This is a genomic window from Halodesulfovibrio aestuarii DSM 17919 = ATCC 29578, assembly GCF_000384815.1.
Lineage (GTDB): Bacteria > Desulfobacterota > Desulfovibrionia > Desulfovibrionales > Desulfovibrionaceae > Halodesulfovibrio > Halodesulfovibrio aestuarii.
Genome location: NZ_ARQF01000020.1, coordinates 1,030,675 through 1,044,441, shown reverse-complemented (window position 1 = coordinate 1,044,441; position 13,767 = coordinate 1,030,675). Strand labels below are relative to the sequence as shown.

Below are 13,767 nucleotides of genomic sequence, written 5' to 3'. Positions count from 1 at the left end.
TGAATTGCCCGTTACCTTAGTAACGAACAACGCTAGCTGATCTCTAAATCAATCCGATTCGCTATTTAATTGTCAAAGAGTTTCCAAGCGACGACAAAAGACCAGTTGTCTTCCGAAGTGCGAAAAGCGTTTTGCCTTATCTTACTTCAGGAGTCAACCTCTTTTTTGAATTACTTTCGAAGAAGTTGTCTTTCGTTTTTGCGTCGTTAATTGAAAATGAACAAGCTGTTTTGGTGCGACCCGTTTGGGCTGCTCCGTTGCAGCGAGAGACGTTCTATGCAAACCAGCCCTCTCCGTCAACATGTTTTTAATATTTTTTTAGTGCTTTTTCTAAACAATCATCAGATTACTTGATAACATACTGATTTTAAAAATAAAAAGTTTTTTCATATAAAATCAATTTCAATTCAAACTAAAAGAAAAGCGGGTTTTCAAAATTCTCAAAATCATACCAACAGTCTTTGTCGATAATTTGCCCGTTTTCTATGACTAAAACCTTATTATTGGCGTTGGTAAGCCATTTTGACAATACACCTTCACCGTCAAAATTACCTTCTATTGTTATAGTATCACCATTTTTTAATCCAATTTTCGAAATCTTAGTAATCTCATCTTTTCTTAAAATTACAATGACTCGAGAATTAAGCTCAATAAATACATCACGTAACTTACTTTGATCTATCCGCGTAATGGTACCTTCCACATGAACGATCCTTCCGTCCAATGCAAGAATCACTTCATCCTTCGCCAGATAACCTCTATACAGTTCATTAGCGCTATAATTCTTAAATCTGCTCATTGATGCGCAGCCTGTAATAAACAGAACGCATATGTATAGTAGAATGGTACGTATAAATGAGACTCTTTTTATATTCATCTGCAATACCAAATAAAAAGCCCGGAGAACATACTCCGGGCCTTTTTTATACTTAGTGTGAATAACCTAATAGTATACCGCATCGCGACATATTGTACAAAACATATCCCTAAACTAATGTTCAACGATAGTTATATACCTAACTAACACTTAAGTCCATTTTTCAACAGGAGGGAGGGGCAGATTCTGAATAGTTTCGATCAACTGATCCGGAGTAACAGAGGCTGCTCCAACATGCCCTACAACTACACCGGCTGCATAGTTTGCAAGCACGCATGAGTCCACAAGGGAGCAACCGGATGCAACGGCAAGAGCTGCAGTAGCAATAACTGTGTCACCTGCCCCTGTTACATCAAACACTTCCTGCGCCATTGTTGGAACATGCCACACGGTATTTTCATCATCAAAAAGCGCCATACCAAGCGGCCCTAATGTGGTAAGTAACTTATCACATCCAAGAAGACGAAATATTTCTCGCCCTGCGTCCAGAATCTCTTTCTGGCTGCCAACAGGAAGATTTGCACCTTCGCTTGTTTCTTTGGAGTTTGGCGTAAGAATAAACACGTTTTGGTAAAGCTTGAAATTTGGTGTCTTTGGATCGACAAAAATCTTTGGTTGATTCTTCTGCGCTTCACACAGAAAACTCAATCGCTCCATAAATTCTTTGCTTACAATTCCTTTGCCATAGTCGGAAACAATGACAACACTATATTCAGCAATACAGCTTTCAACACGTTCCATAAGCTGATCAAGATCATTACCGGAGATGGACGCAGTATCCTCGCGATCAATACGTATCATTTGCTGATTGCTTGCAAGAATACGTGTTTTACGAGTTGTTTTACGAGTACCGATTTGCTGAATGTCATGCTCGATTCCTTCAGAATCCAACAATGCCGTCAATAAATCTGCCCCCATTCCCGCACCAGAAACAGTAATAATTTTAGGAGCGCCACCGAGTGTACAAACGTTTTTAGCTACGTTTCCAGCTCCACCAAGAACATGTCTGTCACTACTGACATGAACAACCGGAACCGGCGCTTCTGGTGAAATTCGATCTGCACTCCCCATTAAATACTCATCTATCATGATGTCGCCGATAATTAGTACTTTCGATCCGGAGAAGCTGTCGACGCGCTCTGCAAGTGTATCTTTATTTACCATATATAATGTTATCCTCAGAATAATGACTCTGTCACTTCTGCATGCATAGCAATACGTTAGTGTTATCCTGCTTGTTTAATTCCCAGTTTACCAAGCAACTCATGCAGTTCTGCTTCTGTATTATAAGCCAACATAACTTTCCCCTTTTTTTCAGTACCGCTCATAGTAACTTTACTGGAAAAAAGAGTTGTTAACTGGTTTTGAAATTCTTTTAATACTGCTGACTTTTCATTTTTTGGAGTTTCATTCTTTGTATCTTTCGGAAGAGCAAAACTCTTATGCTCTTTCCAGGAAGCCGCAAGTGCTTCTGCTTCGCGCACAGTAAGCATCTGTGAAACAATAAGACCAAGAAAATCAATACGGGCAATATCATCAACAGATAAAATAGCTCGCGCATGCCCTGCTGTAATAGTCCCCGCTGATAAGGCTTCCTGAGCCATGTCGGGAAGCTGCAGAAGGCGCAATGTATTTGCAATTGCAGAACGGCTTTTACCTACCTGTTTTGCAAGTTCTTCTTGTGAAAGGTTGAACTGATCTTTTAATTCTTGCAGGCCTTTTGCTTCTTCAAGAGCCGTTAAATCTTCACGCTGAAGGTTTTCAATCAACGCAATCGCCAACGTTTCCATATCATCAAGTTCACGGATAACAACCGGCACTTCACGGATACCTGCGAGTTGGCTTGCTCTGAACCTGCGCTCACCGGCAACAATTTCGTAAGAAAGCTCTCCACCCACAACCTGTGGTCGAACAAGTAACGGCTGAAGCACACCCTTTTCTCGAATAGAAGCTGCCAAATCTTCTAAAGCAGCATCATCAAATTGTTTACGGGGCTGGTTTGGATTCGCATGCAAAAGACGTAACGGAAGCATATTCGGGCTTTCATTTTCTTCTACAGTTTCTGTATTTTTAAACAGTGCATCTAACCCTCTGCCTAACCCTCTCTGTGCTCCTGCCATATATATCTCCTTGACAATATGTCTTTTCGACATGACTCTATTATATTCACACTCACAAAAAATCGGCACGTTATTGGAGGCTGAAATGTCCGAATATGAAACCCATGTTAAGCCGCTTTATGACCGCGACGGTAACTTACACGGCGTACTGCTTAGCCCAGAAATCTGGGAAAAAGCTGGTAAAAAAATATCAGAGATTCTTGATCAGGCTCAGGACAAACAACCTACTTCTGAGATTCATCAAGAACCTATTGAAGACTGGGAGACGTTTAAAGATTACTGGGATTTTAAATATCCATTTAACCCAGGAGTTACCTGCAACGCATGTGGTGCAAAGTCAGAGAACTGGGAAGAGGATACTCCTAGAGTCTTCTATCTTAAAAATGCATCTTTAAGCGGTCTTCTTGTTTTCCATTGTGAAAAATGCGGCAGCACCGTACGTAAAAAACATTTTAAAGATCATGTCTGCCTTGAAGCTACAAAGCCTTCCGGCGAATCTTGTGAACCGGAATGCATCTATCCTGAATAGCTACATAGTCTATATTTATCTTGCAGGCGCAGGGGCATTTCGCATTGCTACTTCTTTAGCAAGTGCAAGATATGCTGCTGCGCCTTTTGATTTTATATCATAATGGATAATTGATTTTCCGTAGCTTGGCGCTTCGGAAAGACGAACATTACGAGGAATAATGGTCTTGAAAACATGTTCCGGAAAACAGCGCTCTACTTCATTTTTGACCTGAGCAGAAAGCTTATTGCGTGTATCAAACATAGTAAGCACTACGCCTAGTAAAGATAAGCTTGTATTCAAGCGTTTTTTTACTTGCTCATATGTTTGTAGTAGCTTCACAATCCCTTCTAGCGCATAAAATTCGCATTGAAGTGGTATAAGAACTTCATGGGCAGCACAAAGTGCATTTAGTGTAATAAGTCCAAGTGACGGCGGACAATCAATAATAATATAATCGAATCGTGAAGCAACGTTTTTAAGGACGTCCTGCAAATAGTATTCACGGCCCATCTTATCGACAAGTTCCAATTCAACAGCAACCAAATCCGTTGATGCAGGCAACACAGAAAGATATGGAGTTCTGGTAGGATAAATGGCGTGCAAAGCTTTTTCTGGTGTAAAAAAAGTGCGGTACAAATTGCTAGACAAACTATCCACATCAAGGCCAATACCACTTGTTGCGTTTGCTTGCGGATCACAGTCAACGAGTAGTACCCGCTTTTCCATCACAGCCAACGACGCTGCCAAGTTTACAGATGATGTAGTTTTTCCTACTCCACCCTTTTGGTTAGCTACAGCAATAATCCGTGCCACATGAACCTCTCTTGTACAGTTGAAGTTGGATAATTGTGCGAGATGTTTCACGTGAAACGTCACAAAATCATCCATTCCCACCCTCTTTAAAAACACTGTCGCGTAGTGACTTTTTATTGCTAGTTAATATATTATGTTTATGTCAACACAAAGCAGTGACGTGTATACAGTAAAAGAGACCTTATTTGCCCCGTTATACTCCATTCACAAAGACAAACTAATTAGAAAATTTTATTTTTTTGTTTCATGTGAAACAAAATTTTTCTTATCACTTTTGTACACGACCCCCAGAATAGACCTTTACACAAAAAAAGGGCTCTTAAAAAAGAGCCCTTTTTTTATTTCACATGAAAAACGTAACTACACATTATAGTACTCACGGTACCAATCAACAAATGCTCCTATGCCCTTTTCGATCGGAGTATCCGGTCTAAAGCCTACATCGTTCATAAGGTCATCGACATTTGCATAGGTTGCTTCAACATCACCCGGCTGCATTTCCATCATATTTTTCACAGCCTTTTGCCCAAGCTTTTCTTCAAGAACTTCGATAAAACGACCAAGTTCTACGGTATTATTGTTACCGATATTATACACACGGTAAGGCGCAGAGCTGGAAGCTGGGTCAGGATTGTTGCTATCCCAATCAGGATTAGCTTCTGGAATTTTATTGGTAACCCGAACAACTCCTTCCACAATATCATCAACATAGGTAAAGTCTCGTTTCATTTTACCATGGTTGAAGACGTTTATTGGCTTACCTTCAAGAATTGCTTTTGTGAACAGAAATAGTGCCATATCTGGACGCCCCCACGGGCCATATACTGTAAAGAAACGAAGTCCTGTTGTCGGCAAGCCGTATAAATGGCTGTAAGTATGCGCCATCAACTCATTCGCCTTTTTACTAGCTGCATATAAACTAACCGGATGATTCACGGCCTTATGAGTGTCAAAAGGCATATTCGTATTCAGACCATATACAGAGCTGGAAGATGCATACACAAGATGCTTAACATCATTATGGCGGCAACCTTCAAGAATGTTTCCAAACCCCACAAGGTTTGCATCTACATATGAATCTGGATTTTCGATTGAATAGCGAACCCCTGCCTGACCTGCCAAGTTTACAACATGAGTAAACTGCTCAGCAGCGAACATTTCACGCATAGACTTCCGATCTGCTAAATCAAAATTGGCATGACGAAAGTTTGGATTAGCAAGAAGAGGCTCGAGACGGTCTTTTTTTAGCTGAACGCTATAGTAATCGTTCAAGTTATCAAGACCAACAACGGTATTACCAGCGGAAAGAAAGCGCTGAGAAAGTGCTGAGCCGATAAAACCGGCAGCTCCAGTTACAAGAATATGCATTCAAAAGCTCCTAGCGATGGAATCATGTGTATGTAATCCGAGCCACCGGTTAAATTTTACTAGCGGTCGGAATTAAGTATCGTCTGTCGAATTAACGCCTTTTTGTGGCATGAGTTTAGTCATAATGTCTAGTGGAATTGGAATCAGGGTTGATCCTGCATTTGTAGATATTTCTTGCATGGTCTGTAAATAACGTAACTGAAGAGCCTGAGGATGGTGGGCTATGATTTCTGCTGCTTGAGAAAGTTTTGTTGCAGCCTGATATTCACCCTCAGCATTAATAACTTTCGCTCGACGCTCACGTTCAGCTTCAGCCTGCTTAGCCATAGCGCGCTGCATCTCTTGCGGTAAATCAATATGTTTTAACTCAACAGAATTGACTTTTATACCCCAAGGAGCCGTTTGCTTATCTAGCAAATCCTGAATCTGCATATTCATTTTTTCACGATGCGCCAATAATTCATCAAGCTCTGCCCCACCACAAACGCTACGTAGCGTAGTCTGCGCAAGCTGGGATGTTGCGAATAAAAAATCCTCTACTTCGATAATAGATTTTGTCGGTTCTACCACCTTAAAGTAGACAACCGCACTTACCTGCACCGAAACGTTATCGCGTGTTATCACATCCTGAGCAGGAACATCCAATGTCAGCACACGCATTGAAACACGAATCATGCGATCAATAACAGGAATAAGGATAATAAGTCCCGGCCCCTTAGCCTGTAGGACCCGGCCTAAACGAAAAACTACAGCCCGTTCGTATTCATTCATTACACGAATAGCTAAGACCAAAAAGACCACCACGACACCAAATATTGCTGAAATTGAATACATAATTTCTCCCAACTATATTTCGATTTTTATCTATTACTCTCTGTGCCTTCCCCATACAGACTCTGTCTGCCTCCGGAGACCAGAGAGTCTTGGTAGACTATCGCTATATGTAATCTCACATTCATCGAACACAGCCACCACTTTGAAAGCTTTTCTCTAGCCCTGCCAAGAAACCTTAACTGACAAGCTCTGCGCGCTTTTTTATTGTCCTCTCAATATGTTCTTCTCATTACATTAAAAAAAATCATATAACCACATGATATCTAAGCAGAACCTACGTTCACCCTAGTCAAGCAATGCAAAAAAAGTCTATTTAACATCAATAGTTACGGTCAAATCATCAATAGACTTCACTATGACAACAGATCCATTCTCAAGCTCAATTCCGTCAGGATATTTTTTTGGATCAACCGTTGCTGACCAAAGAGTTCCGTACATAAAAATTTTTCCCTTCATTCCCGTCCATGAAACTATTTCTGCAGTTTCACCAATCATAGCTTGCAGACCGCTTGCAGGTTTTTTCCTCATCGCTTTTGCTGCTAAGTATGCCGTACCACACATAATTACGGTTATTGCCCCAGTTGTTCCCAAAATAAGGGATATTGGCAACGCCATATGCCCATCATCCTCAGGAAATAGAATCAATGAGCCTATAAGAAGGGCTGCCACCCCACCTAACGAAAGAAATCCATAACTAGTAATCTTTATTTCTAAAGCAAAGAGAACAAGGCTGAAAAGGATAAGCAAAAGCCCTACTATATTTGTTGGGAGAATTGACATGGCATACAGCCCAAGAAGTAAGGCCAGTGCACCAATAACTCCGGGGATCATTGCGCCTGCATGAGTAAATTCAATAAAGAGGCAGGCAACACCGGCTAAAAGGAGCAGATATGCAATCTGCGGGTCTACAAGCCAGGAAAGAACTTGATATCGGAAGTTAGGCTCGTACGTAACGATTTCCAACTGCTCTTGAGAAAAATGGACGGTTCCATGTTGAGTATGAACTCCGTGTTTACCTGCTTGTACAAGAAAGTCCTGTATCGACGGTGCAACAACTTCTACCACTCGAGAAGCTGCAGCCCTTTCGCTTGTTATCGTGATGCTGTTACGCACCGCATCTTCATACCAGTTTAAATTTCTATTCTGCCTTGCTGCAACAGTACGGACAAGGCTCACCAAATCATTCACGACCTTTTTACTCATGGTTGAGTCAATATTCTTCCCACTCGCATCAATAGGTGAAGCTGCCCCCATTGTTGTCTGCGGAGCCATACCCGCAAATGAAGAAGCTGCAACTAAAAAGACACCAGCACTCGCAGCTCGTGACCCTCGAGGGCCTACCCAAACCAAAACAGGAATAGACGAATTCAACATACTTTTTAGAATTTTTCGCATAGAAGAAACAAGCCCACCTGGAGTATCTAATTCCAGCACAACAAATCGAGCTCCCATCTTTCCAGCCTGACGCAAAACCCCATCTGTTAATTCCACTTGCGCAGGGCCAATTCCACCTTCAATTGAATAATGCAAAATTTTAACAGTAAAATTTTGCCCGTTTTTATAGATTCCTATGGGCTCTTTTTCTTCGGCATATAGGGTGTTTGGTTGCCAAAAAGCAAAAAACGCTGCAAACAGGCTAATAAGGGCAATAAAAGGCATACGACTCATTTTAACCCCCAACCTAGAGACTAATAAAGAATTATTCCTATTAAGGAATGGAAACTTAGACCTATTACGAGATAATACCAGTATTGAAAATTAATACATTGTTTTTCAAAAAAACTAAAAAAGCTTCACGTGAAACACTGTTGAACAAAAAAATCCCTTTCCTCAGAATCTGAGAAAAGGGATTTCATAATCTTGTTTCTAGATAATAAATCATGCGCCGGAAGCTTAATCACTTATCAAGATAAAAAGGCTTCACCTTGCGAATGAAAGGTAAGTTTAATACCGGAGCAAAATATAGAACCTAACGCGACAACCGAATGGCTGTTCGTAAGTATGCTATGACTGGCGCAAGCATGTTTGGAGACTTTACCAGATAATCAACATCCGGCAACGCAATTAGCCGATGCCCGAGAAACTGAGTAAACAAATACGGACGCAGCGTGGAATCAGGCATAAAGCTTTTCAACGCTTTTGAACCAAAGACCACACTATATCGCGGCCGAAGCCGTCTTAGTCCGGCAAGAAAAATTTCCGGAGCCGGAGTCAGTTCACCAGCGACTTTACCACAAGCTGCCACCGGCCAGAAAGAACTCGTTCCACGTGGCAAGTTGAGACTGCCGATAAGCTTCTTCAAAACTTCACGGCGGTTCGGATCTGCGTGACCAGAAAGATCATCACCAAGAGACCAATATGTCCATACCACTGGGCTTGGTATCTGTACCTTGCTCCAGTAACTCTGCCACAACTCTGGCCACTCTTCCGGTGGTTTAGTTGTTGGATGAATAACAAGAGATGGTATAGCACGCGGTGGAACTGCTGCAGATCGTACTTTCTGGACAGGACGCTGTTGAGGAGACTGCTGTTGCTGAGATGTCTGCTGTTGAGGCTGATTCTGCACAGTTGGCTGCTTAAATTGCTGCGGTGTCTGCGACTGTGCAGACGCAACAGGAGACAAGGAAGATTGGGCCACAGGTGCTGGCTGTGCAGAAGCTGCTGCTTGTGCGTCAGACATTGCCTGTGCAATAGAACCATCCTCATCAAAAAGAAAGCGAAGTCCGGCATTATGCCAAGGACGTATTTGTTCGCTAAGAACTACAGTTGAAGCAGCCAATCAAAAACTCTCCATGCGACTTCCGGTTTTGGTGCCACAGGCCAGTCTTCCTGCCGACCATTACGATCAACAATACAAACTTCGTTAGTAGCAGATCCAAATCCTGAACCGCTTTTAGCAACATTATTCCCAACTATGATATCAGCATTTTTTGCAGAAAGCTTCTTTTTCACATTCTCATGAATATTGTCTGTTTCTGCTGCAAAACCGATAACCCTTTGATCATCACGCTTAGCGTTGCCAAGGGTTTTAAGAATATCCACAGTCCGTGTAAAGGAAACTGTAAGATCATCTCCGCCCTTTTTAAACTTGGAATCGCCAAATGGAACAGGGGCATAATCTGCAACAGCTGCTGTAAACACACCAATGCTCATATCTTTCCATAGGCTATCAGCAGCTCGATACATTTCCGCGGCACTAGTCACGTCATGTCGGGTAATTGCAGATGGCAACCAAGGCGTACCAGCTCCACAGATTGCGTGAACCTCTGCACCACGCAACCACGCAGCAACAGCAAAAGAAGCTCCCATGGTTCCGGAAGATGGATTAGACCAAAAACGCACACCATCCCACTTTTCACGAGTCGGGCCTAACGTAACCATAACGTTCTGCCCCGCCATATCCTGCGGGGATAAAGCACGAAGCCCATGCAGATAAATATCATCAACAGGCGCTAGCCGCCCTTGACCTTCTTCCATGCATGCGGTGCGGCCACAGCCGGGCTCAACAATAACATGCCCACGCTGGCGCAGCTTTTCCACATTTTCCTGCGTTGCTGCATTGTTCCACATCCGCGGGTTCATTGCCGGAGCAATAACCAACTTCTCAGGAAATGCTAATGCCTGACACGAAAGCATATCGTCAGCCAATCCATTCGCAAGTCGAGCAATAGTTGTAGCGGAGGCAGGAGCAATTACAAAGGCATAACATGCTTCCCCCGGCATAAGATGTCCGAAAACATCATCACCGACAGGATACATTTTAGAAAAAACAGGTGAGGCTCCCAACGCTTCAAAGCTCAAAGGAGTAATAAACTCTTGTGCAGAACTGGTAAGAGTAACTCCCACATCTGCACCACTATCTTTAAACATTCTGAGCAAGTCTAACCCTTTGTAGGCAGCAATCGAACCGCTGATACCAAGGTGCATACGCTTACCAAGAAAGCCTGTAAAAGCTGTATGTGATTTCACTAGCTGTCCAATCCTTCTTCTGCCGGAAGATCAGATACCGGCGCAGTGGAAGTTTTCGGCTTTGGAGTGCTCATCGAAGATGATCTAGGTAAATCTATAAACGGAAGTGGCTTTTCCATCATAGAATCCTGCTCCGGACGGGGAGAAACCCAAATCTCGAGATCTGTATTAAATGAACTTGTGTCAGTAATGTTCAAAACAGCAAAACGGGTAGGTTTTGTAAAAAGCAACAAAGTGCGCGGAGAGGTAAATTGGAAACGCAATTCCCATCCATCCTGCTGCATCGTGGTGATCATTGCATTGGTAAGTGACATAAAATCAACATTACCGGAAAAAACAAGTACACCTGTTTGCTTATGCCCCATACCGTGGACAAACATCTGTGATTCATCAACTTTCATTTCGGTAGGAACACGGACATCAGGAAAGCTGTAATACATGAATTTAGATTCTGCCTGACCTTGAGCGCTACCAGTCGGCTGCGCTGTGCCGGATATATTCGAGAAAGTACAACCAGATAGCATCATGCAAAGAGCTACTACAGAAAAAACTAATCGGGCTCGCATTGGCCGCTCCTTTATGATTGAGTCTTAGAGAGTTCAGGTGTAGGCACATGAAGTGCACATCATGTATATAATGTTACGTGGGATATGAATAGCGCAATGCAAGATAAACCGCAATTTTCCACCATCCCTAAATAACAGAGAATGGAATATTAATAATGGAACGCGATAGCAACTGTACCAAAAAAGATTTACAGACAATACCAGAAGATTTCAGACTTTCAGCATATACGTACGAACTTCCTGAAGATCAGATAGCGCAGTATCCTGCCGATAAACGCGGCAGTTCACGCCTATTTATAATAAACAGAGAAAGCGGTGAGAACCATACAGCAATGTTTGCAGACCTTGGAAAATACCTTCCCAAAAATGCACTGCTTGTTGTTAATAACTCGAAGGTACTGCCAGCCCGTCTGTTCGGAAACCGCCCTTCCGGCGGCAAAGTTGAATTTCTTATGCTCACCCCGCTCCCGCTGGTTACCCCTGTAGAGCATGGTGAATGGAAAAGTGCCACAGTTGAAGGACTTATGCGCATGTCTAAGCGCGTAAAAATAGGCACTAAGGCAGAATTCGGTAACGATTTGTGGATTGAAGTCACGCAAACAGCTGAATTTGGACGCTGCGAAGCAACCATCAACTGGCGCGGAGAACTGAAGGAGCACTTTTTACAACAAGGCCACCTTCCGCTTCCTCCGTATATCAAACGTGAGGATACAACAGCCGATAAGGATCGCTACCAAACAGTGTACGCAGATGACAGCCAGCTTGGTTCTGTTGCTGCGCCAACTGCCGGTCTGCACTTTACTGAAGAAATGCGAGACAAGCTTTCACAAAGCGGTATTGAATGGGCAGAAGTTACCTTGTACGTAGGATACGGAACCTTTTCCCCCGTGCGCTGCGATGACATTCGTGAACATTCAATGCATAAAGAATTTATTGAATTATCAGAAGAAACTGCACAAAAAATTGCTAAGGCAAAAGCAGAAGGTCGTCCAATTATCACAGTTGGCACTACATCTTCCCGCGTATTGGAAGGCGCTTTTAATGAAGTCGGCAGTATTGCACCATTCAAAGGGTGGACAAATATCTTTATCTACCCAGGATACAAATTCAATGTTATAGATCACATGATCACAAACTTCCATTTGCCGGAATCTTCGTTACTTATGATGATTAGCGCATTCGCTTCAAAGCAGCGTGTTCTGGAAGGTTACGCGGAAGCCATTTCACAAGGTTTCCGAGTATTCAGTTATGGGGATTCAATGCTTATTCTCTAAACATTTGAAGATGTTTAGAATGGGTATTGTAATACATTCCCTCTTTTGACATAATTGTCGTCGTTACTCTACAAATAAGCCGTTCGTTACAAAGAAAACACACGGCAACATATTGATCTTACTTATAAAGTTGAGGTGAAAACATGGCGCGCGTTGAATTCCGCGAAGAACGGTGCAAGGGCTGCATGCTCTGCTCTACCGTTTGCCCAAAGAAGATTATCTGCCAGTCCTCCCGCTTTAACCAGCAAGGATACAAAGTAGCAGAGGTAAAAGCAGAAGACATGGAAAACTGTACAGGTTGTACTTCCTGTGCGCTTATTTGCCCTGATCTTGTCATCAAGGTCTACCGCGAAGAGAAAAAGGAGAAGTAGCCATGTCCGAAAAAAAACGTATTTTTATCAAAGGTAACGAAGCGATTGCCCGTGGTGCACTCGCTGCCGGTTGTACCTGTTACTTCGGTTATCCTATTACTCCCCAGAATGATATTCCTGAATTTCTTTCCACCGAAATGGCTACAGTTAACGGTGAATTTGTTCAGGCTGAATCTGAAGTTGCTGCGGCAAATATGCTCTTAGGTGCTGCTGCTGGCGGCGCACGTGCTATGACAACATCTTCTTCCCCTGGCGTATCTCTCATGCAGGAAGCAATTTCCTACATGGCTGGCTCTGAGCTTCCGGGTGTTATTGTAAACGTTAACCGTGGTGGTCCAGGTCTTGGTGACATCGGATCTTCTCAGGGTGACTACTTCCAGTCTACCCGAGGCGGCGGTCACGGTGACTACCGTACACTCGTTCTTGCTCCTGGCACCTGTCAGGAAGGCTACGACATGATGATCGAGGCGTTTGACCTTGCATTCAAATATCGTAATCCTGTTCTCGTTCTTGCCGATGCTATCGTTGGGCAAATGAAAGAACCGGTAATCCCTTGGGAACCAAAAGCCGCTGATAACCATGGTGCTGAAAACTGGTGCCTCGACGGTGCTAAAGGTCGCGAAAAGCGTCTGCTAAAATCCCTCTTCCTCGAAGACGGTGCTCTTGCAGGCCAAAACCGCAACCTGCAGGCTAAATACGAAGCAATGCAGGAAGAAGCGCGCGCAGACGTTTTTGAATGCGACGATGCAGAGCTTGTAGTAGTAGCATTCGGCTCTATTGGCCGTATTGTTAAATCTACTGTTCGCCGTCTGCGTTCCGAAGGTAAAAAAGTTGGTCTGGTACGTCCTCTTACTCTGTACCCATTCCCATCTGAAGTGCTTCGCGATATTGCAAAAAAAGGCAAACGCTTCCTTACTATTGAACAGAACTGCGGCCAGATGGTAGACGACGTACGCCTTTCAGTACGTGGTATTGCAGATTCCGAATTCCACGGTCACATGCCAGGCGACCTCCCTGGTTCCGATGACTTCCTCGCACCTATCATCAAGCACTTGGAGGACTAG

The 13,767-nt window shown here is 43.2% G+C and carries 14 protein-coding genes; 4 read left to right on the top strand and 10 right to left on the bottom strand.

The genetic code is table 11. The features are described 5' to 3' along the window. Positions 1 to 412: 412 nt before the first annotated feature. The 3 genes from F461_RS19200 to F461_RS0110630 all read right to left on the bottom strand — a co-directional run bounded on the left by F461_RS19200 (position 413) and on the right by F461_RS0110630 (position 2,997). Complete coding sequence (locus F461_RS19200; RefSeq protein ID WP_143154864.1) at positions 413 to 703, bottom strand: hypothetical protein; 291 nt, start codon at positions 701 to 703, stop codon at positions 413 to 415. Positions 704 to 1,027: 324 nt separating this feature from the next. Then, positions 1,028 to 2,041: a bifunctional heptose 7-phosphate kinase/heptose 1-phosphate adenyltransferase gene (locus F461_RS0110635; RefSeq protein ID WP_020001141.1), complete on the bottom strand. Its 1,014-nt coding sequence runs from the start codon at positions 2,039 to 2,041 to the stop codon at positions 1,028 to 1,030. Positions 2,042 to 2,103: 62 nt separating this feature from the next. Then, positions 2,104 to 2,997 carry a ParB/RepB/Spo0J family partition protein gene (locus F461_RS0110630; RefSeq protein WP_020001140.1) on the bottom strand — a complete coding sequence of 298 codons (894 nt, stop codon included), beginning with the start codon at positions 2,995 to 2,997 and terminating at the stop codon, positions 2,104 to 2,106. Positions 2,998 to 3,082: 85 nt separating this feature from the next. Here F461_RS0110630 and F461_RS0110625 point away from each other — a divergent pair, with 85 nt between their 5' ends. Then, positions 3,083 to 3,526, top strand: coding sequence for a hypothetical protein (locus F461_RS0110625; RefSeq protein WP_020001139.1), 444 nt, complete (start codon positions 3,083 to 3,085; stop codon positions 3,524 to 3,526). Positions 3,527 to 3,541: 15 nt separating this feature from the next. Here the strand turns inward: F461_RS0110625 and F461_RS0110620 are convergent, their stop codons facing one another. The 7 genes from F461_RS0110620 to F461_RS18695 all read right to left on the bottom strand — a co-directional run bounded on the left by F461_RS0110620 (position 3,542) and on the right by F461_RS18695 (position 11,058). Next, complete coding sequence (locus F461_RS0110620) at positions 3,542 to 4,321, bottom strand: ParA family protein (RefSeq protein ID WP_026364732.1); 780 nt, start codon at positions 4,319 to 4,321, stop codon at positions 3,542 to 3,544. A gap of 360 nt (positions 4,322 to 4,681) precedes the next feature. Next, positions 4,682 to 5,689, bottom strand: a complete 1,008-nt coding sequence (locus tag F461_RS0110615; protein ID WP_020001137.1) for an NAD-dependent epimerase — start codon at positions 5,687 to 5,689, stop codon at positions 4,682 to 4,684. 72 nt (positions 5,690 to 5,761) lie between these two features. After that, a complete protein-coding gene (locus tag F461_RS0110610) occupies positions 5,762 to 6,523 on the bottom strand; it encodes a slipin family protein (protein WP_020001136.1) in 762 nt (253 codons plus the stop codon). Positions 6,524 to 6,832: 309 nt separating this feature from the next. Then, positions 6,833 to 8,191, bottom strand: a complete 1,359-nt coding sequence (locus F461_RS0110605; RefSeq protein WP_020001135.1) for an NfeD family protein — start codon at positions 8,189 to 8,191, stop codon at positions 6,833 to 6,835. A gap of 301 nt (positions 8,192 to 8,492) precedes the next feature. Next, positions 8,493 to 9,302, bottom strand: a complete 810-nt coding sequence (locus tag F461_RS0110600; protein WP_020001134.1) for a hypothetical protein — start codon at positions 9,300 to 9,302, stop codon at positions 8,493 to 8,495. Then, positions 9,284 to 10,492, bottom strand: a complete 1,209-nt coding sequence (gene coaBC / locus F461_RS0110595) for a bifunctional phosphopantothenoylcysteine decarboxylase/phosphopantothenate--cysteine ligase CoaBC (RefSeq protein ID WP_020001133.1) — start codon at positions 10,490 to 10,492, stop codon at positions 9,284 to 9,286. The genes F461_RS0110600 and coaBC overlap by 19 nt, the downstream gene beginning before the upstream one ends. Further along, entirely contained in the window at positions 10,492 to 11,058 is a 567-nt protein-coding gene (locus tag F461_RS18695) for a hypothetical protein (RefSeq protein WP_020001132.1), read from the bottom strand. The genes coaBC and F461_RS18695 overlap by 1 nt, the downstream gene beginning before the upstream one ends. Before the next feature lie 155 nt (positions 11,059 to 11,213). Here F461_RS18695 and queA point away from each other — a divergent pair, with 155 nt between their 5' ends. The 3 genes from queA to F461_RS0110575 all read left to right on the top strand — a co-directional run bounded on the left by queA (position 11,214) and on the right by F461_RS0110575 (position 13,767). Beyond that, entirely contained in the window at positions 11,214 to 12,332 is a 1,119-nt protein-coding gene (queA, locus tag F461_RS0110585; RefSeq protein WP_020001131.1) for a tRNA preQ1(34) S-adenosylmethionine ribosyltransferase-isomerase QueA, read from the top strand. Between the two features lie 143 nt (positions 12,333 to 12,475). Then, the gene (locus F461_RS0110580) at positions 12,476 to 12,703 is read left to right on the top strand and encodes a 4Fe-4S dicluster domain-containing protein (protein WP_020001130.1); all 228 of its coding nucleotides are present in this window, start codon (positions 12,476 to 12,478) and stop codon (positions 12,701 to 12,703) included. A gap of 2 nt (positions 12,704 to 12,705) precedes the next feature. After that, positions 12,706 to 13,767 carry a 3-methyl-2-oxobutanoate dehydrogenase subunit VorB gene (locus F461_RS0110575; protein ID WP_020001129.1) on the top strand — a complete coding sequence of 354 codons (1,062 nt, stop codon included), beginning with the start codon at positions 12,706 to 12,708 and terminating at the stop codon, positions 13,765 to 13,767.